Raw genomic sequence first — 23,889 nt, 5'->3', positions numbered from 1 at the left:
TTAGGGAATGGCGACCGTGTCGAGCAGCCGCTGCGCCAGCGCGGTCGCCGACAGCGTGCCGCCCGTCGGCAGCAGGCGATGCGCCGCCACGGCCTTGAACACGGCTTGCACGTCTTCGGGCAGCACGGCATCGCGGCCGTCGATGAGTGCCCAGGCGCGCGCCGCGGCCAGCAATGCCAGCCCCGCGCGCGGCGACAGGCCCATCTGCACCTGCGCATCTGTGCGCGTGGCATTCACCAGCGCGAGCACGTAGTCGACGAGCGCTGGCGCCACGTGCACGGCATCCGCAGCAGTCTGCAAGGCAACCACTTGCGCGGCGGTCAGCACCGCTTCAATGTCTTGCGGCGCACCGCCCCCAAGGTACAACGCACGTTCGGAGCTTTGATCGGGATAGCCCAGCGACAGCCGCATCGTGAAGCGATCCAGCTGCGATTCCGGCAGCGGATGCGTGCCGATCTGGTTCAGCGGGTTCTGCGTGGCGATCACGAAGAACGGCTCCGGTAGCGGATACGTCGCCCCGTCATGCGTGACCTGCCCTTCGGCCATGGCTTCGAGCAGTGCGCTTTGCGCCTTGGGCGTGGCGCGGTTGATCTCGTCCGCCAGCACAACCTGCGCGAACAGCGGCCCCGAGTGGAATTCGAAGGCGCCCTTTTCTTTCACGTAGATCGACACGCCGATCAGGTCAGTCGGCAGCAAGTCGCTCGTGAACTGCACGCGCTGATATTGCAGGCCGAGCGTGCGGGCCAGCGCATGCGCCAGCGTGGTCTTGCCCACGCCCGGCAGGTCTTCCAGCAGCAGATGCCCGCGGGCCAGCAGACACGCCAGCGCCAGGCGGATCTGCAGCGGCTTGCCGAGCACGATGCGATCGAGCGCGCGTTGCGCCTGCGACAACGCGGCCGGCAAGGTCAGCGGCGTAGCGGGCGCTGTACGAACGGGAGAAAGCGGGACTTGGTTGGGCGTCATCAAGGTGCGGCCGAAGCAACAATGCCAGCGAGTGTAGCGGCATCGCACGACACCCGCGCGCCCATGTTTCGTGTGCGTGAGTGCGCTACAACATCAGTCCGGTTTGCGCGCGGGGATAGCCGAGTCGAGCAACACGCGTGCCGTGCGCGGCAGGCTCTTGATGAGGCGCGGTGCATCGGTGCCGAAGGTCTGGCTGGCGGTGTAGGCGCCTTCGATCAGGAAGGCCAAGTCGTCGGCCAGCGCATCGGGATCGGTCGCACCAGCGGCTTGGGCGCGGTCACGCAGGCGGGTGAGCAGCAGCGCCTTGTTGCGCTGGACAAACTGCCGCGCCGGATGCGTCGGGTCCGGGAACTCCGCCGCCACATTCACAAACGGGCAGCCCCGGTAGCCGGGGCGCGAAGCGCGTTCGGAGACATCGATGAAGAACTGCAGCAGTTGCGCGCGCGCGTCGTCCGGGTGCTTGGCCACGCTCGCGTTGAAGTAGCCCCAGAAGCTCTCGTCGCTGCGCTCCAGGTAAGCGATGACGAGATCGTCCTTCGACTTGAACTGGCGGTACAGGCTCATCTTGTTGACGCCCGCCTTCTCCACCACGGCCTCGACGCCCACGGCCCGCACGCCTTCGTAGTAAAACAGTTGACGAGCTGCCTCGAGCAGGCTCGCGTGGGCATCCTCGCCGCTGATGCGACGCGGCGTCGGCTTGGGTTGATCAACGGTGGACAGCGCGCGCGGGCCGCGGCGGTTAAGAGTGGCCATGGTGTTGCTCCTGCAAGCGCGGTGGGGGCACAAACCCCCAGCCACGCCGGTGTCATTCGAAGGCTGCTTGACATGTTACCGATCGGTACCTACTATCGCAACCACGTTGTTACCGACCGGTAACGAATGCGATATTGTCGCCCCAACAAGAATCAAGAATCGAAAGAATCGGACAGCCCATGCAGCGACTTGCCCGCCTCATCGCCCCACGTTTCCACTACAGCTGGCTTGCGCTGGCGGTGGTGTTCCTGATCCTGCTATGCGCGGCCGGCACGCGCGCCACGCCCAGCGTGATGATGCTGCCGCTCGAGCACGAATTCGGCTGGAGCCGCAGCACGATCTCGCTGGCCATCTCGATCGGTATTGCCCTGTATGGGCTGACGGGGCCGTTTGCAGCGGCGTCGATGCAGTATTTCGGCATCCGCCCCACGGTGCTCGGTGCGCTGGCGGTGCTGGTGTCGGGCACGGCACTCTCGGCGATGATGCACGAGCCGTGGCAGATGGTGCTGCTGTGGGGCGTGATGGTGGGCGGCGGCACGGGTGTGGCCGCCATCACGCTGGGCGCAACGGTGGTCAATCGCTGGTTCACCTCGCATCGCGGGCTGGCCATGGGCATCTTGACGGCCAGTTCGGCCACGGGGCAGCTTGTGTTCCTGCCGATGATGGCCGCAGTGGTCGAGAGCTACGGCTGGCGCCCGGTGGTGCTGATCGTGGCCGGCGCGCTGGCGCTGCTGTTGCCGGTCGTGTGGCTGCTGCTGCCGGAATCGCCCAAGAGCGTCGGTCTGCGCACCTATGGCGAACCCGCCGATGCGCCGGAAGTCGATCAAGGCCCCCGCGCCAACCCCATCGTCCTCGCCATGCGAACGCTCGTGCAGGCCGCACGCAAGCGCGATTTCTGGTTGCTGTTTGCCAGCTTCTTCATCTGCGGTGCGAGCACCAACGGCTACATCGGCACGCACTTCATCGCCATGTGCGCAGACCACGGGTTCTCTGAAGTGAAGGGCGCGAGCCTGCTTGCCGCGATGGGGATTTTCGATCTGGTGGGCACCACGCTGTCGGGTTGGCTGTCCGACCGCTACAACAGCCGCGTGCTCCTGTTTTGGTACTACGGCCTGCGCGGGCTGTCGCTGATCTACCTGCCGTATGCGTTCGGCTTCGAGTTCTTCGGCCTGCCGGTGTTCGCGATCTTCTACGGTCTGGATTGGATTGCCACCGTGCCGCCCACCGTGCGCCTGACCAACGACGTGTTTGGCAAGGCCGCAGCGCCCATCGTGTTCGGCTGGATCGTCGCGGGGCATCAATTGGGCGCGGCATTCGCCACGCTGGGTGCGGGCATGATGCGCGCCTCGCTGGGCAACTACACGCTCGCTTCCATGATTTCGGGCGGGCTGTGCGTGGCTGGCGCCTTCCTCGTGCTGCGCATTCACCGCACGCCCAAGCAGGATGCCGAGCGCGCGGGCCAACCGGCTACCGCGTAATCAAGGTTTCAGAAAACCGTACTTGGCCAGCACCGCCTGGCCGGGGGGCGACAACACATACGCCGCGAAGTCGGCCGCCGGTTGCGGCTGCTTCGTGCCCGAGGTCACAGCGATCGGGTACGTGAGCGGTACATTCAGCGGCACGGGGCTCGCCACCTTCACCTTGTCGGCGGCGATGGCGGCATCGGTGGAGAACACCAGGCCGGCCTCAACCTCGCCGCGCGACACATAGTCCAGCGCCTGCCGCACGTTCTGCGCCAGCACCGCCTTGGCCTCCACCGGCTCCCACAGTTTGGCCGCTTCCAGCGCACGCTTGGCATAGCGGCCCACCGGCACCGACGCCGGATTCCCGATCGCCACACGCTTCACGTCGGGCCTCATGAGATCGGCCAACGCATGCACGGGCACCGTGCCCGTGGCGGGCACGATCAGCACGAGCTGGTTGGCAACAAAGTCGTGGCGCGTCTCGGCCTTGATGACTTTCTCGGCCACGGCCTTGTTCATCGCCTCCTGATCGGCGGAGGCAAACACGTCAGCGGGGGCGCCCTTCACGATCTGCTGCATCAGCACGTCCGACGCGCCGAAGTTGAGCACGACCTTGGTATCCGGGTGCAGCACTTCGTACTGCTGCGCGATCGTCTTGAAGGCGTTGGTCAGGCTGGCGGCCGCCGAAACAACCAGGTCCGCCGCATGAACGGGCGCGGCCAAACCCAGCGCCAGCGCAGCGGCCAGACCAATGGCGCGCACGTGCGCGCGTAGCGAGAAGCGTTGCATGAAGAACCCGGGAAAAGTGGATGAATGACCGGTCGTAATATACGAGTCGATATAACGCTCGGTCAATGCGCCATGACATATGTCCGGTATCACCGAGGCCGAACCGAGTCTTGCCACCTCGCTACCGCCCCGGACGCATCAGCGATTCATGAGCAAAACTCAAGATTCCTCAGGCTTGCGCAAAGGCGGCAATGACGATGCTAGCCTCTCGCTCACCGATAGACGGGCGCCAGAACAGCGCCGGAATCGAGACGCAAACAACAGCAGGCAGCGCACCAGTGGCTTGAACAAGCCCCGGCATGCATGCCGCACTCCACGCAGAAGTACCGAGCAATGCGCCGGCCGTTCTCGTGGTTCGGGATATCTGGATTGGGGGGGAACAGGCATGGAGCCGCTCGCACCGGGCCACGCGCGCGTGGATCACCGACGTGGCCGCATCTCATTGCAGCATCTTGATGAAGGTCTGCAGCGCCGGCTGCGCGCGGGAATCAACGCGCTTGTCGGCCGCTCGCTTTATCAATGGGATGAAGCCCTGCCCGACCAGGCCGATGTTGTGGTGCTCGCTTCCGGGTCAGTCGATGCTGCCGCTGCAGCCCCCATCAAGATCTGGCTCGACGAGACACCACAATCCAGCCACGGCGACGACGCGTTCCACTTGCCATTTGCCTTCAGCATGCACGACCTCTGGGTGATCCTGGATCGCGTCGCGCTGCGCCTGATGGACAAACCCGCGCGTCCGAGCCCCGCACCCGTCCAATCCCTCCCCGCGCGAATAACCGATGCGAGCCCCGAGCCGACCTACCGCCTGCTGCGCTGGGTCACGCTCGAGATGCATTTGCAGGCGCTTCGTTTCCGGCGAGCGATGGCAACCATGACCAATCGCGCGGTCAGCCTGCGTTGGCTGACGACGGATGGCGGACTCGAACACGAAGAGGCCCGCCTGCTGCTGCGTACGTTGAACCGCCTTGGCGCCCTGCAGATCGACGTGCACCGCGATGCCCCGTTGGCGACTACGCCCGCCAACGCAAGTGTTTCGCACAGCCGCTTCTTCGACGTCGTCGGGCGCTGGCTGCGAACGTCTCGCCATCAGCTACAAGGCCGACCCTGAATGCATCGCATTGGCATCTTTGGCCCGATGGGCATCGGCAAGACAACGGCCATTCGCACGCTGTGCGGTGACGTGACTATCGATTGCGACGTACCCAACCTTGATCGCCACGCATCTGCCAAGGCCACCACAACGGTTGGCGTCGACTTCGGCGAGGTGGACCTGGGCAATGGCGAACTGCTGCAGATCTACGGCAGCCCCGGACAGGACCGTTTCGATTTCCTGCGGGATTGGCTCATCTCCGTCATCGCCGGCGCGATCGTCATGGTTGACGTCAACGCGCCCGACGTGGGCGAGCGTTGCATTCCCCTGCTGCGTCGCGTCGCCTCGGAACCCGCGCAGCCATCCACGCTGGTGCTTGTGGCGCGGCCGGCCACGCCCGCTCGGGTCGATGCGTTCTCCGCCCACCTCAGCCAAGTGCTGGGGCGGGCCATTCCGGTGGTGATGGCCGATGTCCGCGAGCGGGCACATATGCTCGATATCGTCGAAATCATGCTCTACACCCTGCAAACATGAACGCAGCAGCATCCCCCGTTCCAGCCGAACTCACACAAGCCGCAACCGCAGTGCTGACCAGGTACGCCGATGCGCTACCCGACCTGTCCGCCGCGACGCTCTGTACGCTCGACGGCTTCACGATTGCCTCTGCGCTGGACCCAACGCGCTACAGCGCGGCGCGCCTCTCGGCCATGACAAGCACGGTCATGTCAGTGGTCCGTGCACTGGGGCGCGAAATGCGCTTCAGCACCTGCCACCGGATGGTGCTTGAAACCGACATGGGGACCATGGTGTTCCAGCCCGTCCGCCAGTCCGCGATCGTGCAGGTGTGCATGGCGAACCGGCACGATGCTGTGCTCGGGCGCGCCCTATGGGAGGCCAAGCGCATCGCAGAAGAACTCGCTGCGCTGCCCGCCATGTCTTTGCTGCACCGACCCGCCTAGCCGCACCAGCCGCGGTCGCACTGATTTCATCGCCACAACCTACTCACACCATCGGGGGAATCAAATCATGAGCAATCTCAACAGTTCCATTACCCATCTCGCGACCTTCGACGGTGCGATGTGCGCCATGTTGGTCGACAGCGCCAGCGGCATGATCCTCGCATCGGCAGGCGATGGGATCGACCTCGAACTCGCCGCGGCGGGCAATACCGAGGTGGTCCGCGCCAAGCTCAAGACCATGCAGGCACTCAAGCTTGACGATGTCATTGACGACATGCTGATTACGCTCAGCAAGCAGTACCACATCATTCGCCCCGTCGGGAGCAAGCCCGGACTGTTCCTCTATGTCGTGCTCGACAAGAACAAATCGAATCTGGCGCTGGCGCGGCGCAAGGTTCAGGAAATCGAACAGGCCCTGAGCTTTTGATCGGTCGCGTGCCTGCGGCACACCGCATCACTGATGCGGACGCGCGGCTTCGTCAATGCAATCGGCCAGCCGCCCGGCAATGGGCTGGCGGCTGTGGCGGGGGCGTTCGATCAGGCCGATCTCGCGGTAGAAGGTGTCGTCGCCCAAGCTGATGGCACGTGTGCCTGGCGGCCAGGTGGCTTGCGCGGCGGTCTGCGGGGCAAGTGCGACGCCCTGCCCGCGCGCCACGAGTTGCGTCATGCCTTGCAGCTCGTCGAGTTCGATCACGTCGTGCGTGGTGATGCGCTGGTCGCGCAGGAACTGGTCGACGCGGCGGCCGCCGAATGAGCGGCGGTCATAGCGGATGAACGGTTGATGTGCGAGCAGCGCGCGCCAGTCGTCGCCGGGCACGCTGGCGGGCACCAGCAGCACGAAGGGCTCGGCCACCAGCGTGCGCCATTCCAGATCGGCCGGCACCGCAAACGGCGGGCGGATGAGCACGGCGAGGTCGATCTCGCCAGCGTCCACCAGGCCGAGCAGGTCAAGCGAGACACCCGGCACGATGCGCGCACGGCAATGCGGGAATTCACTGCGAAACTGCACCAGCGCGTCTACCAGGAACGACGTCTGCACGGAGGCAATCGCGCCGATGCGCACCAGGCCGCGCTGCTCATTGCCGCCGGCCTGGTCGCCCAGACGGTCATACAGCGTGACGATGTGTTCGGCCAGCGCCAGCGCGTCGCGCCCCGCGGCGTTGAGCGTGGCCGAGCGGCCCGTGCGATCAAAGAGCGGGAAGCCGAGCGACGCTTCCAGACGCTGGATCTGCGCGCTCACCGCCGACTGCGTCAGACCGATGCGATCGCCCGCACCCGCAAAGGTGCCGTGCCGGGCAACGGCGATGAAGGTCTTGAGTTCTCGAAGCATGGCGCGCGCGCATCAGTGGAGAAGCGCAAGGATACGCGCGCCGCGCCGGCTCACTTGGCAAACAGCGACGCCATATTGGCAAACGCCTTGATCTCCATGGCATTGCCCGAGGGGTCGAGGAAGAACATCGTGGCCTGCTCGCCCACTTCGCCCTTGAAGCGGATGTGCGGCTCGATGATGAACTCGATGCCGGCTGCGCGCAGCCTGTCGGCTGCTGCTTCCCATTCGGGCATGGAAAGCACCACGCCGAAGTGGCGCACGGGCACGTTGTCGCCGTCGACGGCGCTGGTCTTGCGGTGGCCGATTTCGTCCGGCGCGAGATGGGCGACGATCTGGTGGCCGTAGAAATTGAAATCGACCCAGTCTGGCGAACTGCGCCCCTCCGGACAACCGAGGATGTCGCCGTAGAAGGCGCGCGCCGCGGCAATGTCATGAACAGGGAAGGCAAGGTGGAATGGGGCAAGCACAGGCGTGACGTCGCTCATGGTGGGGGCAAAGGCGGCAGTAATTGAACAAGGCGGCGCCGGCACGCAGGTGGGGGGCACCCACGCACCAGGCCACGCAGATGAGTCTATGCGCATCCATTCATCCACAAAAGCGATGATTTTTTGCGCTGAGCGCCATCAATATCGATGAATTGACCAAAAAAGACGCCGCTCAATGGCGGCGAAAGAGACACACGGTAGGCGCGTCTGCAGGGGTGCAGACACGCAAAACTTGGACGATTCAGGCGAAAACGAACGGCGTCATGACCGCTTCAACATCGGCCAAGGGCAGGCGCACGGTGCAGACGGTGGCATCGCCCGGCACATTCGCAACGCGAAAACCCGCATCGCGCGCCAGGCTGATCATGCGGCGATTGATGGACAGCACCTCACCGAAGACCTCCCGCGCGCCGGACACCCGCGCTGCGCGGACCAGCGTGGCAAACAAACGTCGCCCGACGCCCTTGCCCTGCCACGCATCGGCCACCAGCATTGCAAATTCGGCCACGCCGTCTTCCACGACGAAGCGGCCATCGGCGATCAGGTCTTCGCCGGTGCCGTCAGGGCGCGCCACACTCACGACCAGCGCCATGTGGTTGACGTAATCGATCTGCGTGTAGGCGGCGAGCATCTCGTCGGTCAGACGGCCCCCGCCCACCAGAAACCGCGCATAGCGCGACTCCGACGACAGCCCCTCGACCAGGGCAGCCTCAAGGGGCGCGTCTTGCGGCAGAATCGGGCGCACGGTGGCGATGGAGCCGTCGTGCATGGTCCAGCGGTCGATCCATTCGGCGGGGTAACGGTGGATGGTGTAAAGCATGGGGATCTCCTCACGCGATGGATCGTTGTTATTGACCGCCAGCACGGGATCACCGCCTGACTTTCTAATTTGAAGCTAGATTAGCAGAAACCCTGACTTTTGCAAGTAAAGTCAGAATTGACTATGCTTTTGCCATGAGAATCCCGGAACCCTTCCCCGTCCCAGCGGCGTCGGAGCTTGTGACGTCGATGGAAGAGCCCTGCTCCATCGCGGCCGCCGTGTCGATCGTCGGCGAGAAATGGACGTTGCTCGTGCTGCGCGAGGCGTTTTCCGGCGTGACGCGTTTCGATGAGTTTTTGCGCCGCACGGGGTGCTCGTCGGCGATCCTGTCGTCGCGGCTCAAGGCGCTGGTGACGTACGGCATCCTGCGCCGCGTGCCGTACCAGGAGCCGGGCGACCGCGTGCGCGACGCCTACCGGCTCACGCGGGCGGGCGTCGACCTGCTGCCCGCCATCGTCGCGCTGATGCAATGGGGGGACCGCTACCTCACGCCCGACGGTGAGGGCCCCATGCTGTTGCGCGACCGCGAAAGCGGCACACCAATCCACGTGGCGCTCGTCAATGCGCTGGGCGAGCCTGTTGCGCCCAAAAACTCGATGCGCGAGCGCAATCCGCGTTATGGGCAGAGGGAAAATACTGCCGCCGCGGCCAACGATACGCCGCCAGCCAACGGGTAACACACAACTTTACAGGCCCGGAAAAACGCCCTATCGTCGCGGATGAATGGGCAAATGGCCGCGTTTGGCCCGGCTTTCCAACGCATCCCGCGCGTTGCCCCATCGCTTGATGGCCGCCCCTCCCGATTTCGCCCTCGACCTCGCTGCTCACGCCCGGAACCACGACCGCCATGCCTGATGCCGTGGTACCGCTCTACCACCAGATCTACGTCGTCCTGCGCCAACAGATTCTTGAGGGCCGGTTCAGTGACGGCCCGATGCCGGGCGAGATCGAGCTGGCCCGCCAGTTCGGCGCCTCGCGCGTCACGATGCGGCGCGTGTTCGACTACCTGGTCAAGGAAGGTCTGGTGCGCCGCCATCGCGGCATGGGCACGTTTGTCGTCAAGCCCGATGACCCGTTGACGATGGGCGGCGGCGCCCAGACGCTGCTGCAGAACATCATCGACGTGGGCGAGCGCACCTCGGCCGTCGTCGTCGAATTTGAAGACGTGCTGGCCCCGCCCGACGAGGCCAAATGCCTGGAAATCGCACCCGGCACGCCGATCAAGAAACTCGTGCGCGTGCGCCACCTGGAAGACACGCCCATGGCGCTCATCACTACATGGCTACCGCTGGACGTGACGAGCAAGCTGACGCTCGATCGCCTGGCAAACCAGTCGCTCCTGCGGTTGATCGAGGGCTCGGGCGTGCGGATCGATCGGGCGTCGCAGGTGGTGTCTGCTCGGTTGGCCGATGTGGCGACGGCGCAATATCTGGATGTGGCAGTGGGCGCGCCGCTGCTGTCCGTTCAGCGCATCGTGCGCGAGATGAGCGGGCGGCCCGTGCAACTGCTGCAGGGCCTCTATCGACCCGACCGCTACGAATACCGCATGGAGCTGTCGCGCGTGGGCGAAGACCGCGCTCGCCTGTGGATCGACAACGCCGGCCATGACGTGCAGGGCGGCCACAGCGAAGACGTGGAAGAGGCGCCCACCTCAGCCGCTCCGCCCACCGGCCAGCGCGCCTGACACCACCGCCGGCAAGGTTATTGGCCGTCAGCAGGCCCGGATGAAAGTTGTTAGCATCGCCGCTTCGCTGCGATGCAGCAATTTCCTACATGAGGTTTCCATGTCGACCTCGCCTGCGTCCCCAACGCCAGCCACCGCTACCACCACCCCTGCCGCACCTGACACCCAAGGGTTGATCCGCCTGCTCACGGCCGGTGCGGGCATCAGTGTGGCGTGCATCTATCTGAACCACCCGCTCCTGGGCCTGATCGGCCGCGACCTCGCCATCGCACCACACGCGTTGGGCGTCCTGCCCACGCTGACGGCGGCGGGCTATGCCAGCGGCATCTTTTTCTTCGGCCCGCTGGGTGACCGTTACGACCGTCGCATCGTCATCCTGTGGAAGGCGGTGCTGCTCACGCTGGCGCTCATCGCCAGTTGCCTTGCGCCCAGCCTGCCCGTGTTGGCCGCGGCAGGCTTTGCAGTGGGGCTGTCGGCCACCATCGCGCAGGACTTCGTGCCCAGCGCGGCCGCCATCAGCACCGACCAGAACCGCAACCGCAACATCGGCACGGTGATGACGGGGCTGCTGATCGGCATCGTCAGCTCACGCGTGTTCAGCGGCATCGTGGCGGACCACTTCGGCTGGCGCGCGGCATTCGGCGTGTCGGCGGTCGCGATTGTCGGGCTGGCGATTGCCGTGCGCGCCGCCCACTTTGGCGTGGCGCCGCCCGCGACCATGCGGCAACCGTACCTCACGCTGCTGCGCTCTCTTGGCACGCTGTTCGCGCAGCACCCACGGCTGCGCGCGTCGGCCATCACGCAGGCGTTCATCGGCATCGCGTTCTCGGGCTTCTGGTCGACCGTGGCGCTGCATCTGACGGGTTCGCTCGGGCTGTCGACGGGCCAGGCAGGTCTGCTTGGCCTGGCCGGCGCAGCAGGCGCGCTGGGTGCGAGCATTGCCGGTCGATTGTCGGGCCGCGTTGCGCCGGGCCACATCGCAGCGGGTGGCGCGTTGCTCATGGCGGTGACATTTGCCGCAATGGCGCTGTTCCCGCAATCGCTCATCGCCATCGTGATCGGCACGCTCGTCTTTGACGTGGGCGTGCAGGCAGCGCTCGTGTCGCACCAGACCATCATCTATGCGCTCGCACCCGAAGCGCGCAGCCGCATCAACGCGGTGTTCATGACGGCGCTGTTCATCGGCATGTCGTTGGGCGCATATGGCGCGAGCCTTGCGTGGACAAGCGCGCGCTGGACGGGACTGATGGCGTTCTGCACGGCGGCGGCGCTGGTGGCGCTCGGGTTGCGCGTGGTGTTCAACGCGCGGCAGGGGGCTCGGTAAGCGAAATCGGATGGGGACGCGCATCGAGCGTACCCGTTTCTGCGTAACCTCACTACGCCCGTTCCACACCTCCCGCAACACACCATCTCACTCATCGGGGCAACTCCGGGGCGCGACAATCTGCGACATGTCGCTACAATTCTGAGGGTCAGCTTAGGCTGCCCACAGAACAACCACACCGAGACGCCCTCATGGATAGCACTGCCACCCCGCACGCGGTTGACCCGCACGACACACGCCGCCGCATCTTTGCCATCGTCGGCGCGTCGTCGGGCAACCTCGTCGAATGGTTCGACTTTTACGTCTACGCGTTCAGCTCGCTGTACTTCGCGCCGGCGTTCTTCCCCAGCGGCGACCGCACGACGCAACTGCTGAACACGGCAGGCGTGTTTGCGGCTGGCTTCCTGATGCGACCGATTGGCGGCTGGCTATTCGGCCGCATTGCCGACAAGCGCGGCCGGCGCACGGCAATGATGATCTCGGTGCTGATGATGTGCGGCGGCTCACTGCTGATCGCGGTACTGCCGACGTACGCGCAGATCGGTGCGCTGGCCCCATTCCTGCTGCTCGTGGCGCGACTCTTCCAGGGCCTGTCGGTGGGCGGGGAATACGGCACCAGCGCGACCTACATGAGCGAGGTGGCGCTGCAAGGGCGCCGCGGCTTCTTTGCCTCGTTCCAGTATGTGACGCTGATCGGCGGTCAGTTGTGCGCGGTGCTCGTGCTGGTGATCCTGCAGCAACTGCTGACGACGGCCGAGCTGAAAGCCTGGGGCTGGCGGATTCCATTTGTGGTGGGCGCGCTGACGGCGCTGATCGCCCTGTACCTGCGTAAATCGCTGCACGAAACGCAGACCACCTCGGCGCGCAAGGCCGAGCACGCGGGCACGATCCGCGGCGCCTGGCAGCACAAGGGGGCGTTCCTGCGCGTGCTCGGCTTTACCGCCGGCGGCTCGCTGATCTTCTACACGTTCACGACGTACATGCAGAAGTACCTCGTCAACACGGCGCACATGGACACCAAGACTGCCTCCAATGTGATGACGGGTGCGCTGTTCGTCTACATGGTGCTGCAGCCGGTGTTTGGCGCGCTGTCCGACCGCATCGGTCGACGCAATTCGATGCTGCTGTTCGGGGCCCTTTCTGTGCTGGGCACTGTGCCGCTCATGAAGGCGCTCGCCACGGTGTCGACCCCGCTCGCGGCGTTTGGTCTCATCACCCTGGCGCTGGCCATCGTCAGCTTCTATACGTCGATCAGCGGGCTGATCAAGGCCGAGATGTTCCCGCCGGAAGTGCGTGCAATGGGCGTCGGCCTGTCGTATGCGATCGCCAACGCGGTGTTCGGTGGTTCGGCGGAATACGTGGCGTTGTGGTTCAAGCAGGCCGGCACCGAATCGACGTTCTACTGGTACGTGACGGCGCTGTGCGCGGTGTCTTTCGTCGTGACGTACTTCATGCCAGACCCGAGCAAGGAAGGGTATCTGCGCCACGAGCCTTAATCGCGGCTCGCGCTTCAACCACAAGCCCGTACCGCGACCACCGATGTCTCAAACGGCGGTCGCGGCCGAGCTTTCTGCATCAGCGTCCGGCTAACGCAGCACGCCAAACGCAGCAGCAACCAGGCGACGCTGCTCCGCTTGATGCGCGCGCACCGACGCATGCGCGCCCGACGGCGTTGCGCTGCGGCACACATTGGCCAGTCGGCTCCCCTCCGGTAGACACAACTCCAGCGCGTCGCGCACGAAGCGCCATGCGCCCTGGTTGGCGTCCTCCTCCTGCGCCCAGACGATTTCCTTCACGTTCGGGAATGCCCGCAGCGCAACCACAAGTGGCTCCTGCGGAAACGGGTAGAGCTGCTCAACGCGCACCAACGCCACATCTGCGCAGGCATCGCGCTCGCGCTGCGCATGCAGTTCGTAGAAGAACTTGCCGCTGCACAGCACCACACGCGTGATGGTTTGCGTGTCGGTCACCCAGGCATCGGCCAGCACGGGCATGAAGCATCCGTCGATCACCTCCTGCACGCGCGAATGCGAACGCCCGTTGCCGTGCAGTTCCGTCTTGGGCGACATAACGATCAGCGGCTTGGGCATTGCCAGCATGGCTTGGTCGCGCAGCAAATGGAACCATTGGCCCGACGTCGACGGCATGACCACGCGCATGTTGTCATCCGCGCAAAGCTGGAGAAAGCGCCCCAGGAATCCGCTGGAATGTTCCGGTCCGACGCCCTCGTGGCCGTGCGGCAGCAACATCGCCAATGCAGACTGGCAACCCCACTTGTATTCACCCGAAGCGATGTACTGGTCGATAAAGACCTGGGCGCCGTTGACGAAATCGCCGAACTGCGCCTCCCACAGCGTGAGCCGTGTACGGGTCTGTACGCTGTAGCCGTACTCGAAGCCCAACGCGGCTTCTTCCGACAACGGCGAGTTGACGACATCGAACGCGCCCTGACACGACGCCACGTGCTGCAGCGGAACGTATCGGTCGCCCTCGTCGGACAGCATCGCCTGCGAGTGCCACACCGCGTGCCGATGCATGAAGGTGCCGCGCCCAACGTCCATGCCGGACAGCCGGATACTGTGCCCGTCTTCCAGCAGCGTGGCATGGGCGAGGTTTTCAGCCAGGCACCAGTCGACCGTGTGTGCATTGCTCGAGACCGCAGTACGCCACCGCTCGCAAAGTCCGCGCACCACATCGTGAAGGAGCACGTCGTCGGGCGGTGTGGTGAGCGTCTGCGTCAATGCCTGCACGCGCTGCAATGACACCGGCTGGAGCGGGCGGCGCGCAACGCCGTGTGGCAGCGAAACATCGGCTGCATGCGGCGCAGCGTGGGGGCCTGCGTGCAAGTCGCGCACGGCCGCGTCACGCAGATCCGCCAGGCGCGCGAGTTCTGCGCTGGCGGCGTGATACAGCTCCGTGACGGTCGGGTGTGCGCCAATGGCCGCGTGCAGCGCAGGCTGCGTCACGGTAGGCGTGTCGTGCTCCGAGTGTCCGAGGCGGCGATAGCCGACCAGATCGATGACGATATCGGCGCCATGCTCCATGCGGTATTCGATGGCAATGCGCGCGGCGCGCAGGACGGCTTCGGGGTCGTCTGCATTGACGTGAAGCACCGGCGCATCGACCATGCGTGTCACGTCGGTGCAGTAGTCGCTGGCACGCACGTCCATCACGTTGGGTGTCGTAAAACCGATCTGGTTATTGACGATCACGTGCACGACGCCGCCCGCCGTGTAGCCGCTGCGGCGCGTCAGGTTCAGTGTCTCCATGACGACACCCTGCCCGGCGAACGCCGCATCGCCATGCACTATCACCGGCAGGCACGGCGTGCCGGGATGCTCGTCCACATGCGCGCGGGCCATGCCACACACGACCGGGTACACGCTCTGCAGATGCGATGGATTGGGTGCCAGCACCAGCGTGACCTCATTGTCGGCAACCATCCGGCGCGCGACGCCACCAAGGTGATACGGCAGATCCCGCTGGCTGAAAGCGACTTCCGAATCCGGATCGAGCCGATCGAGCATGCCCCGCGCATCTACGCCCATCACGTTGACGAGCGTGTTCAAACGTCCACGATGCGGCAAGCCGAGAAATACCTGCCGCACGCCATGTCCGGCGCCCGCCTCAACCAGCGTATCGAGCAGCGGCACCAGGCTCTCGCAGCCCTCAAGAGAGAAGCGCTTGGCATGCGCGAACGTGCCGGCAGCAAGACGCTCCCACATCTCTGCCGCCACCAGCCTGCGCAGCAGCCAACGCTTCTGGTCCGGGGCAAGCGGCGGCGCCAGCAATTCCGCCTCCATGCGGGCATAGAGCCACGCGCGGCGCTGGCGCTTGCGCACGCTGCTGCAATCGAGACCGATCGTTCCGCAGTACACGCGCTTGAGCTGCCATTCGAGCGCCTGCATCGTCGCCGCAGTGGGCAGGACCGTGCTTGCCGGCTCGCGCTTCTGCGCAGGGTCCAGGCCGTGAAACCGCAGGCGAAGCTCGGGCACTTCGGGCAGGGGCACGCGTGCGAGCGGGTCCAGGCGCGCGCGACGGTGCCCGTGCTCGCGATAGGCATCGATCAACTGCGTGACAGGGGTGGTTGGGGGCGCCGCCGCGGCAGTGCCAGTCAGCGTGTTAGATGGGTCAAACGCTGCGGCCGAACCCGGGTCGGCCATTTGAGGAGCGTGCGAAGACATGGTTTTTCAGGAGATAAGAGACACCGTGGGTTGACCCCGCCATCGGCACTCCGGCGCACGCGCGCGCAATCCCCCGACCAGCACAGCGGTTGCGCAGCAGACACCTGTTCGGCAAATGGCGGGACCGTTCGAAACGCCAAGGCAGGCGCTACGTCGATTCCTTCTGTGACGAGCCGTCTGGCGACGGCCCGTGCCTCCTCCGTTGGACTGCTGACTGCAACATCACTGCGACAACAACAACGACAACGACGAGTTACGAAAGTGTTTGTGTTCGCGCCCAGCCAGCATGTGCCAGGGGCGCCGCGTCGGCCTGCGTGCCGTGCGCCGGGCCCTGCATATCGCCATGCAGCGTGAAGGCGCTGACCATATCGGCCAGCTGATCGGCCTGGTCCTGCAGCGCCTGTGCCGATGTCGCGCTTTCCTCCACCAGCGACGCGTTTTCCTGCGTGACCTTGTCCATCTGGGTGATGGCCTCGTTGATCTGCTCGATGCCTTCGCTCTGCTCGCGGCTCGATGCGCTGATCTCGGAAACGATGTTCGTCACGTTCTGGATACCCGCCACCACGTCGCGGATGATCTGGCCGGCCTCTTCCACCTTGGCGGTGCCGGTGCCGACATGGCTGACCGAGTCTTCGATCAGCGCCTTGATCTCCTTGGCCGCTGCCGCGCTACGCTGCGCCAGGCTGCGCACCTCGCCGGCCACCACGGCAAAGCCTCGGCCCTGCTCGCCGGCGCGGGCAGCTTCCACCGCGGCATTGAGCGCGAGGATGTTCGTCTGAAACGCGATGCTGTCGATCACGCCGATGATGTCGACGATCTTGCGTGACGACGCATTGATGGTGCTCATGGTTTCGATCGCCTCGCCAACGGCATCGCCGCCCTTGCTGGCCACCAGCGATGCATTGGATGCCAGCCGGCTGGCTTCATGCGCGTTGTCGGCGTTCTGCTTGACGGTGGAGGTGAGCTGCTCCATGGCCGCCGCCGTTTCTTCCAGTGAGCTGGCCTGTTGCTCGGTCCGGCTGGAGAGATCGATGTTGCCGCTGGCCACCTCGCGCGATGCGCGCGCGATGGTGTCCGTACCGACTCGCACACGGCCGACGATCCCGTGCAGGTTCTCGGTCATGCGCTTGAGCGCGGCCAGCAAACGGCCGATCTCGTCTTGCGCGCCAACCTCCAGACGATGCGTCAGGTTGCCCTGCGCCACGGCTTCGGCCAGATGTACGGCACGGTTGATCGGGCCGGTGATCGTGCGGGTAATGAAACCACCGGTGGCAATGGCAAGCAGGGTGGCCAGCACGGCCAGCACGATCATCTGGATCTTCGCGTTGGCGCCTTGCGCGGCGGCTTCGCCCACGTCGTGTTCCATCTCGCTGGCTTGGTGGTCCACCATCTTGTCGACCAGCACGTAGTACTGGTCTTGCAGGCGGCTCATGTCACCCTGGTACAGAACGCGTGCATCTTCGGGCTTGTTGGCATCGACCAGCTCGAAGAACTTGCGCACGCCGGCACCGTAAGCCGATCGCGCGTCGAACTGTTCCTTGAAGAGCGCCTTGCCCGCATCGGTCTTCAGCATCTTCTCCAGCCGCCCATACGCTTGTCCGTTGGCTTGGCGGATGGCCGCGTAGTCGCTCATGTACTTCGCTTTCTGGTCGGCCGACGTTGCCAGCAGCAGATTGCTGAGGATCCCGTTGGCCTTGTAGCCGTTGTTCTTGATCTGATTGCTCAGCGCGATGAGCGAATAGCGCTCGCTGACGATCCGGCCCATCTTCGTGTTGTTGTCGTCCAGCCGTTGGATGCCGACCGCGGCAGTCCCGATCAGCAGCGCCACGACAAGTGCGAACGCTGCACCGAGGCGCACCCCGATCTTCATATCCGAGAGTCTCATTTGCTTCATTCCTGTTTCAGCGGCGTCAGAGAGAGACGTCATGACCTGCGCAACGCCATCGCCGGGGCCAACTGGCGATGCGCTCAGGTGCATGCGTTGAAGCAGGAGAATCTTGAAGACATGTGCGGCTGTCGTTGACCGATCTTCAAAGCCGTCGCGCTACAAGATTGCCCAGGCTGCTTCGACGGAAAATGACGGCATCACACAAGGAATCTTGAATGCGACGCAGATGCCGCAGCGTGCTTCAAACCTGTGCATGCGACCGCGTGCACACGTTGCCGCTCATGAGCCGTATGGCGCCAGGACTGGCGTGGCGGCACATCTGATCAAAACGAAGCGAATGAAGGCGCACCAGATTTGAGCTTTTTTGAATCTTGGCGGCGCAAAAATTTCCGATCTGAAATTATTTTAAGTCTCGTATGCAGATGGGGGATCAGCTTGGTTATCGAGCTGCGATCTGCTGCGCGCGTTGAATTCGAACGCCTGGCCGTGCGTCAGCTCGGACACACATTCGTGGAGCGTCTAAACCGCAGCCTGGCCACCAAACCGTTGGCGAATCAGCTCCGGAGCATATCGATAGTTCCAGCGCAACTCGGCACCGGCGGCCACGCGCTCGGTCGCAAAGAAGGCGCGGATGGAAAAGCGTCGTCCGCAACGTGACGTCGCCTCAAACACTGCGGCCTCCATGTTGTAGCCGGACTCCGCCTGCCGATCGGCCTCTCCACGTTCGTAGGTAAAGATGGTATTGGCCATCGCCAGGATGTTTTCACCGTCGACCCACGAATCGATACCGCCGGCGCTGGTGCTCAGCACGAACGAATCGTCCAGGCAGGTGTAATAAGTGGCGGGCGTCAGAAGCCGGCCGCCGTAGACGCCGAGGCATTCGCCCACGGCAATGTCCCGCGCGGCAAATACGCCGCGCTCGCCAATGAGCGCTTCCTCGTGCATGTCACGTAGATCAGCGCGCAGCAGCCGCCGGCACACAAGCGTGTGTTGGTACAGCGCGCCACGCACCCTGGGCGCCACATCGGCTTGCAGATACGGCCATACGGCGTCCGACGGGTAACGCTCGAAGCGGTCTCTGGCGCGCCCGGTCGGCTCCAGCGTGGTGATGAGAATGGGCTGCTCCATTTCATCGCGAAACGGATAGCGCTGATCGACCTCGGGCGAATACGTGAGTCGCACAATGGCATGCGCCTGCTTGAATGCCTGCGTCTCTTCTCGAAAGGCCTGAGCACACTTCAGCACGGCGCGATCGTCCGGTTCTTCGGACACCAATTCCAGAATTTCGGAGCGCAGCGCCTGAGCGGCTTCGTAAAAGCGTTCGTGCCGCGCTGCGAGTCCGCTCGTCTCGGCTGCCCGCTGGAGCGACAAGCGAATACGATCGACCAGCGCATCGGCAAAGCAAGACGTTGAGGACAGCATAAGCACCACGGCGGAAGAACGAGTCACGTACGGCGATAACCATAGCGGGCGGCCGCTGCAAGGCGGTGCCACAGGGCGAAACGAGCCGTTGCAAGGCGAAGCGGGTCTCGCCAATCGAATTCCTTTCGCAAAAGAAAAAGCTCGTCCGATCTGTCACAGCGTTGGGCTGTGCCGAGTAACTCCGTCAAGTGGCGCGGAAGAAATCCACCCCCTACTCCAGAGGGGAAACATGGCACGGTTCCTGCGTAATCAGCGCTCGTTTCACGACAATAAAAATACGGGTGGGGTATGAACGAGAAGCGGATCCCGTCGATCGCGCTAGCGAAATGCGAGCGCCAGTTCGGCATGGGTGTACTGGCACAGCACGCAAGTCGGAGTACGCATCTTCGACCTCCGGATCCGTGCCGGCCATTGTCTGACGCACACGCCTAGCAACACCGCGGGCGGGCCTCGCTCAATCCAAAACTTCTTTCCAAGCAAATCGCGGTAGAGCCGTGACCCGAGCTGCGATGGCCTGCTCGACGGCTTGCGCATCCATCGTGGCGCCTTGAGCATCAAACGCAACGGGTCGGCGGTGGACCACTGCCCTCGGGAGTTCGCTTAGCCGTCAGGTCCGCCCGTTCCTGCGAAGCAGCAGAACGCCTTGGAAACTTTTGTTCCCGTTTCTCCAGACCTTCGTCGTACGGTGACAGCGCTGTCCCTCATAACATCCTCGCCTTGTGCCTTGCCCCGCCCTCTTGGCCTGGCTGCCGTGCTGATCGTGCTGTCGATGGCGCAGCAGGCGCATGCCGTGGCTGCGGACGAGCCCCAGCGATTGCATATCGAGCGATCGACGCTCGAGCATGTCCTGATGGAAATCACGCGGTTGAGCGGCCAGCCGGTGTCATTCGCATCCAGTCTCGTGAAAGACCGCTGGGCGGGCCCCATCGACGGCACGATGACGGCAGCAGACGCTGCCCGGCTGGCGCTGCAAAACAGCGGGCTCGCGCTCTCCGTGCTGCCCGACGGCACGCTCACCGTCGTGGCGGCCGGCAGCGCTGGCCCCCCCGACGCGCAGCCGCGCGACATCGGCGCGCTGCCACCATCGGAAGTCCATGGCGTTGGCGATACAGGGTTCGCGGTGCTCTCCAGCAGTGCCATCACCCGCGTTGAAATGCCGATGACGAGCATGCCGCACGCCATCAATACAGTCACGCGCGGGCTCTTGGCCAGCCAACAGCCGCCCTCACTGAATGCAGCGCTGGCGCAGGCTGGCGTGGCATCAGTATTGGCTGACCCGACGGCACCGCCCCTCTACGCCATCCGCGGCTATCTGACCAACACAATTTCGGTGGATGGCTTGCCCGACAAGCTTGCTTCGCTGCGGCCGGTAGACGCACTGGAAGAGATCGACGTCATCAAAGGGCCGAATGCAGACGTGGCGAGCGTCACCATGGCTGGCGGCGCCATCAATGCCAGCCTGAAGGCGCCGACCGCCGTCGCGCAGCGCAGCATCGCCATGGAGATCAGCTCGCACACCGGGCGTAAGGTGGTAGCCGACCTGGCCGGCGGTTTCGGAGGCAACGGGTTGTCTTACCGCTTCGTTGGGCTCAATGACACGACGGCCGACAGCGATGCCGGATACGCGGGCCACCGCGTCAGCTACGTCCACGCCGCGCTGGGCTGGAACGACAGCGCAACAAGCATTACCGCCGGCATCGAATCGCTCACCAGCCGGCAGCCCGTGCCGCCCGCCACGTTCGCGCTGGGCGGCGCACCTGCCCGCGTGCCCATGCAGCTTCCCTTCGGCAACGTAGACGACCGCGTGGAAGGCAGCGGCACGCGGGTCTACTACACGGCCTCGCGCAACCTGAGCGATGACTGGGCCATCCATTCGCGGGCGAGCTATGAATCTGTAAGAGAGGAATCCGCCCAGTGGGACCTCGGCTCGGCTTCGTCATATAACGCCATGCCCAACAACACGATCTGCGGGCTACGCCAAACAGAGAGCCACCTCTGGGCCATGTCGAACGAGCTGACGGGCAGCCTGTCGCACAACGCGGTGCGCCACACATTCACCCTCGGCTGGGAAGAGATCCAGGAGCGGCAGAACCTGACCAAGCCGGGGTTCATCGCACAAGTCACGCAAGACCCGTTTGCGCCCGTACCGCTGCCAGCGGCGACATTCATTCCGGGCAACCGGTTGTCGCAAACGTTGAGGCAATCGATCTTCCGGCTGCGCGATCATGTCTCCATTGGCGATCGGTGGGAGGTGTCAGGTTCCATCCGCGCGAACAACTACGTCGCTGTGCTGCCTCATACGCAACTGAAAGGGGTGGTCTGGACGCCTGCCGTGGGCGTGCTTTACAAACTCACCCCAAGCACAGCGTGGTTTGCCGACTACATGCGCGGCTTCCAGATCAACACGGGATACTTCTATGACGGCACCGGCATGCAACCCGAGCGCAGCCGCCAGTTCGAAACCGGCTTGCGGTGGGAAAACGCCCACCACACGCTGACGGCACAGGCAGCGCTCTACCGGATCGACGCAAAGAACGTGAGCCTGGCAGACGTGTCGCACCCGGGCTACTACACGCAACTGGCCGAACAAACCAACCAGGGCGTGGAACTGTCGATGCAGGGCACGGTGGTGCGCGGCTGGGAGGCGTCGTTGTGGTTGTCGGCCTCTCGCATGTCGGCGAGGCTACCGGGCGGCTACGTACCAGGCGTGCCAGCCCGAAACGCCGCGCTGTGGACGACGTACACCATGCAAAGCGGTGTGCTCGCGGGCGCCGGCGTGGGGCTTGGCATCAGCGCGCAAGGCCGGGCCGATGCCCATGGTGATGTCTCTTTCCGGGTGCCTGGCGCCGTGCGCGTCGACAGTAGCCTCTTCTGGCACCAAAAGGACTGGCGCATCGACCTCTTTGCCCGCAACCTCTTCAACGTGCACACGTACGGCAACACGCTCAGCAGCAGCTACATCCCGATCCTGCCCGGCCGCACGCTCGCGCTGCGCCTCACGCACAACTTCTGATGTCCGACTTCGATTCACTCGGCGCATGACCTGACACGGCGGCGCGCACGTGAATTTGCTTCGGTGGGCCTTCATCTGGCCTGCGATTTCGTCTCGGTGATCAGCGCTTCGGCCTTGCTGCATCGCCTGATGGCCGACATTCCCTAACGTTCCACCAAAGTCGCCCGACATGCCATTTCGCTTTGCGATCGGCGTGCCGGCACGCGGCTGCCCAGGGCTGCGCGGCCCGGCACGGGCAGAACGCGCAGGCCATGTCGGCCCCGCGACCCGAACCGGAATCGGAAGCGATTGCCGTGCCGGCGTTTGTCTGCAGACGCCGGTCGCGCGGCGTTTCTCTCCTCTCTGTATCGGCATGCGTCCAGTCAGCGGCCTGGACGGTGCCATGCATCACGCCTGCCCACTGAGGTGACACATGAATATGAAGGTCCAAGACAACGCTTCACTGAATATCTCGACCCAGCTCCAACTGGATCAGCCCGGCAAACAGAACCAGGCCGAAAGCCCGCTGCAGCATCTCGTTCAAGACATCCTGAAGGTGCTTGAAGCCATGCTGCGCAACGCCACCGCACAAGGCGGCGCCAATGCGGGTGCCGGCGGCGGCTCGGGTGGCGCAGCCGGCGGTGGCGCCCAGGGCGCGGGTGCTGCGCATGGCCCTTCTGCAAGCCAAGGTGCGCAAGGCGCCCAAGGTTCGCAAGGCGCGCAGGGTGCCAGCAAGGGTCAGCAAGTTGGCGATGACAACGGGGACGACTCCAGCAGCCAAGACCCGATGCAAGCGCTCATGAAGCTGCTGGAAGACCTGCTGAAGTTCATGAAGCTCAGCGAGCAGATGCAGCACACGCTCGACACCGGCGAAGGCGCCAAGGGCGTCGACGGCGCAGGTGGTGCCAACGGCGGCAAGGGCCTCAATATGGACGACATGCTCCAGATGCTCGACGACGCGTTGCAACTGATGCAGCAGCAGATGATGTCGAACGCGTTCGGCGGGGCTGATGGCGGTGCCGGCGCAGGCGCAGCAGGTGGCGCTGATGCTGGCGCCGGTGCCGGCGACGCTGGTGGTGCCGACGGCTCCAACAGCACAGGCGATGCCGGCGGCGCTAACGGCTCCGACAGCACGGGCGATGCCAGTGGTGCTGACGGCTCCACCAGCGCAGGCGATGCCGGTGGCGCAGACGGCGCTGACAGCACGGGCGATGCCAGCGGTGCAAACGGCGCCGACGGCTCCAGCGCAGCCGATGGCGCATCGGGTGCAGACAACGCCAATGGTGCCGAGGCCAGTGGCCAGAAGAGCAACGACTCCATGATCGAACAACTCCTGAAGGTGTTGGACGATCTGCTGAAGATGCTGGCTCAACAACAGCAACAGGCGCTTGGCGGTGACCAAACGCAAGGCGGCGGCGCTGGTGTGGGTGGCGCAGGCAACGCTGGCGCGGCCGGTGGTGCAAACGGTGCAGGTGGCGCAGCGGGCGGCACGGCAGCCGGCGGGGCAAACGGCGCGTCCGGTGCATCCGGCACGCCGAACACCTCCGCGACGGATGGCGCAAACGGCGCAGACGGCACCAGCAATGGCGCCAACAGCCCCATGGCCCAGCTCGAGACACTGCTCAAAGACATGATCAAGGTGCTGGAGCAACTGCAAGCCCAAAAGGCCGGCGGCGCGCAACAGCAGCAAAACCACGTGCAAGGCGCCTAAGGCCAGGCTCGTCAATCCAACGGCCGGCAACG

At 64.7% G+C, this 23,889-nt stretch carries 20 protein-coding genes; 11 read left to right on the top strand and 9 right to left on the bottom strand.

The genetic code is table 11. The features are described 5' to 3' along the window. Together ACEN9T_RS06760 and ACEN9T_RS06755 are read right to left on the bottom strand one after the other, a co-directional pair. A complete protein-coding gene (locus tag ACEN9T_RS06760) occupies window positions 1-963 on the bottom strand; it encodes an AAA family ATPase (protein WP_413705870.1) in 963 nt (320 codons plus the stop codon). Window positions 964-1,056: 93 nt separating this feature from the next. After that, window positions 1,057-1,716 (bottom strand): TetR/AcrR family transcriptional regulator, encoded by a 660-nt coding sequence (locus ACEN9T_RS06755; protein WP_413705869.1) that lies wholly within the window; start codon window positions 1,714-1,716, stop codon window positions 1,057-1,059. A 179-nt stretch (window positions 1,717-1,895) separates the two neighbouring features. Here ACEN9T_RS06755 and ACEN9T_RS06750 point away from each other — a divergent pair, with 179 nt between their 5' ends. Further along, window positions 1,896-3,194 carry an MFS transporter gene (locus tag ACEN9T_RS06750; RefSeq protein ID WP_092974658.1) on the top strand — a complete coding sequence of 433 codons (1,299 nt, stop codon included), beginning with the start codon at window positions 1,896-1,898 and terminating at the stop codon, window positions 3,192-3,194. Here the strand turns inward: ACEN9T_RS06750 and modA are convergent, their stop codons facing one another. Beyond that, complete coding sequence (modA, locus tag ACEN9T_RS06745; RefSeq protein WP_413705868.1) at window positions 3,195-3,968, bottom strand: molybdate ABC transporter substrate-binding protein; 774 nt, start codon at window positions 3,966-3,968, stop codon at window positions 3,195-3,197. It lies immediately after the preceding gene. A 148-nt stretch (window positions 3,969-4,116) separates the two neighbouring features. Here modA and ACEN9T_RS06740 point away from each other — a divergent pair, with 148 nt between their 5' ends. The 4 genes from ACEN9T_RS06740 (at window position 4,117) to ACEN9T_RS06725 (ending at window position 6,444) form a co-directional block, all read left to right on the top strand. Beyond that, window positions 4,117-5,076 carry a hypothetical protein gene (locus ACEN9T_RS06740; RefSeq protein ID WP_413705867.1) on the top strand — a complete coding sequence of 320 codons (960 nt, stop codon included), beginning with the start codon at window positions 4,117-4,119 and terminating at the stop codon, window positions 5,074-5,076. Beyond that, complete coding sequence (locus ACEN9T_RS06735; protein WP_413705866.1) at window positions 5,077-5,592, top strand: GTP-binding protein; 516 nt, start codon at window positions 5,077-5,079, stop codon at window positions 5,590-5,592. Continuing rightward, window positions 5,589-6,017 (top strand): roadblock/LC7 domain-containing protein, encoded by a 429-nt coding sequence (locus tag ACEN9T_RS06730; protein ID WP_092974649.1) that lies wholly within the window; start codon window positions 5,589-5,591, stop codon window positions 6,015-6,017. Before ACEN9T_RS06735 ends, ACEN9T_RS06730 begins: the two co-directional genes overlap by 4 nt. Before the next feature lie 67 nt (window positions 6,018-6,084). Then, on the top strand, window positions 6,085-6,444 hold the full coding sequence (locus ACEN9T_RS06725) for a hypothetical protein (protein WP_092974646.1): 360 nt from the start codon (window positions 6,085-6,087) through the stop codon (window positions 6,442-6,444). Between the two features lie 27 nt (window positions 6,445-6,471). On the opposite strand, the gene ACEN9T_RS06720 is transcribed toward ACEN9T_RS06725, so the two are convergent. From ACEN9T_RS06720 to ACEN9T_RS06710, 3 genes are all read right to left on the bottom strand, one after another. Next, window positions 6,472-7,347, bottom strand: coding sequence for a LysR family transcriptional regulator (locus tag ACEN9T_RS06720; protein WP_413705865.1), 876 nt, complete (start codon window positions 7,345-7,347; stop codon window positions 6,472-6,474). Window positions 7,348-7,397: 50 nt separating this feature from the next. Continuing rightward, window positions 7,398-7,832: a VOC family protein gene (locus ACEN9T_RS06715; protein ID WP_092974640.1), complete on the bottom strand. Its 435-nt coding sequence runs from the start codon at window positions 7,830-7,832 to the stop codon at window positions 7,398-7,400. 241 nt (window positions 7,833-8,073) lie between these two features. After that, complete coding sequence (locus tag ACEN9T_RS06710; protein WP_024978173.1) at window positions 8,074-8,652, bottom strand: GNAT family N-acetyltransferase; 579 nt, start codon at window positions 8,650-8,652, stop codon at window positions 8,074-8,076. A gap of 134 nt (window positions 8,653-8,786) precedes the next feature. On the opposite strand from ACEN9T_RS06710, the gene ACEN9T_RS06705 reads away from it, so the two are divergent. From ACEN9T_RS06705 to ACEN9T_RS06690, 4 genes are all read left to right on the top strand, one after another. Next, entirely contained in the window at window positions 8,787-9,329 is a 543-nt protein-coding gene (locus ACEN9T_RS06705; protein WP_092974637.1) for a winged helix-turn-helix transcriptional regulator, read from the top strand. A 170-nt stretch (window positions 9,330-9,499) separates the two neighbouring features. Then, window positions 9,500-10,336: a GntR family transcriptional regulator gene (locus ACEN9T_RS06700; protein ID WP_413705864.1), complete on the top strand. Its 837-nt coding sequence runs from the start codon at window positions 9,500-9,502 to the stop codon at window positions 10,334-10,336. Window positions 10,337-10,436: 100 nt separating this feature from the next. Next, entirely contained in the window at window positions 10,437-11,660 is a 1,224-nt protein-coding gene (locus tag ACEN9T_RS06695) for an MFS transporter (RefSeq protein ID WP_413705863.1), read from the top strand. Window positions 11,661-11,851: 191 nt separating this feature from the next. Further along, entirely contained in the window at window positions 11,852-13,156 is a 1,305-nt protein-coding gene (locus ACEN9T_RS06690; protein ID WP_413705862.1) for an MFS family transporter, read from the top strand. Between the two features lie 90 nt (window positions 13,157-13,246). Here ACEN9T_RS06690 and ACEN9T_RS06685 read toward each other — a convergent pair whose 3' ends face one another. The 3 genes from ACEN9T_RS06685 to ACEN9T_RS06675 all read right to left on the bottom strand — a co-directional run bounded on the left by ACEN9T_RS06685 (window position 13,247) and on the right by ACEN9T_RS06675 (window position 19,181). Beyond that, the gene (locus ACEN9T_RS06685; protein WP_413705861.1) at window positions 13,247-15,844 is read right to left on the bottom strand and encodes a 2-oxoglutarate dehydrogenase E1 component; all 2,598 of its coding nucleotides are present in this window, start codon (window positions 15,842-15,844) and stop codon (window positions 13,247-13,249) included. Window positions 15,845-16,097: 253 nt separating this feature from the next. Continuing rightward, entirely contained in the window at window positions 16,098-17,729 is a 1,632-nt protein-coding gene (locus ACEN9T_RS06680) for a methyl-accepting chemotaxis protein (protein ID WP_092975059.1), read from the bottom strand. A 522-nt stretch (window positions 17,730-18,251) separates the two neighbouring features. Then, the gene (locus ACEN9T_RS06675; RefSeq protein ID WP_254775703.1) at window positions 18,252-19,181 is read right to left on the bottom strand and encodes a type III effector protein; all 930 of its coding nucleotides are present in this window, start codon (window positions 19,179-19,181) and stop codon (window positions 18,252-18,254) included. A 697-nt stretch (window positions 19,182-19,878) separates the two neighbouring features. Between ACEN9T_RS06675 and ACEN9T_RS06670 the strand changes: the two genes are divergently transcribed. After that, complete coding sequence (locus ACEN9T_RS06670; RefSeq protein ID WP_413705860.1) at window positions 19,879-22,167, top strand: TonB-dependent siderophore receptor; 2,289 nt, start codon at window positions 19,879-19,881, stop codon at window positions 22,165-22,167. Between the two features lie 412 nt (window positions 22,168-22,579). Beyond that, window positions 22,580-23,857: a hypothetical protein gene (locus ACEN9T_RS06665; protein ID WP_092974616.1), complete on the top strand. Its 1,278-nt coding sequence runs from the start codon at window positions 22,580-22,582 to the stop codon at window positions 23,855-23,857. Window positions 23,858-23,889: the final 32 nt, after the last annotated feature.

The organism is Ralstonia sp. Ralssp110 (assembly GCF_047325135.1).
Taxonomy (GTDB): domain Bacteria; phylum Pseudomonadota; class Gammaproteobacteria; order Burkholderiales; family Burkholderiaceae; genus Ralstonia; species Ralstonia mojiangensis.
Note: the sequence above shows the minus strand (reverse complement) of the source record. Positions and strands in the feature narration are given on the sequence as shown.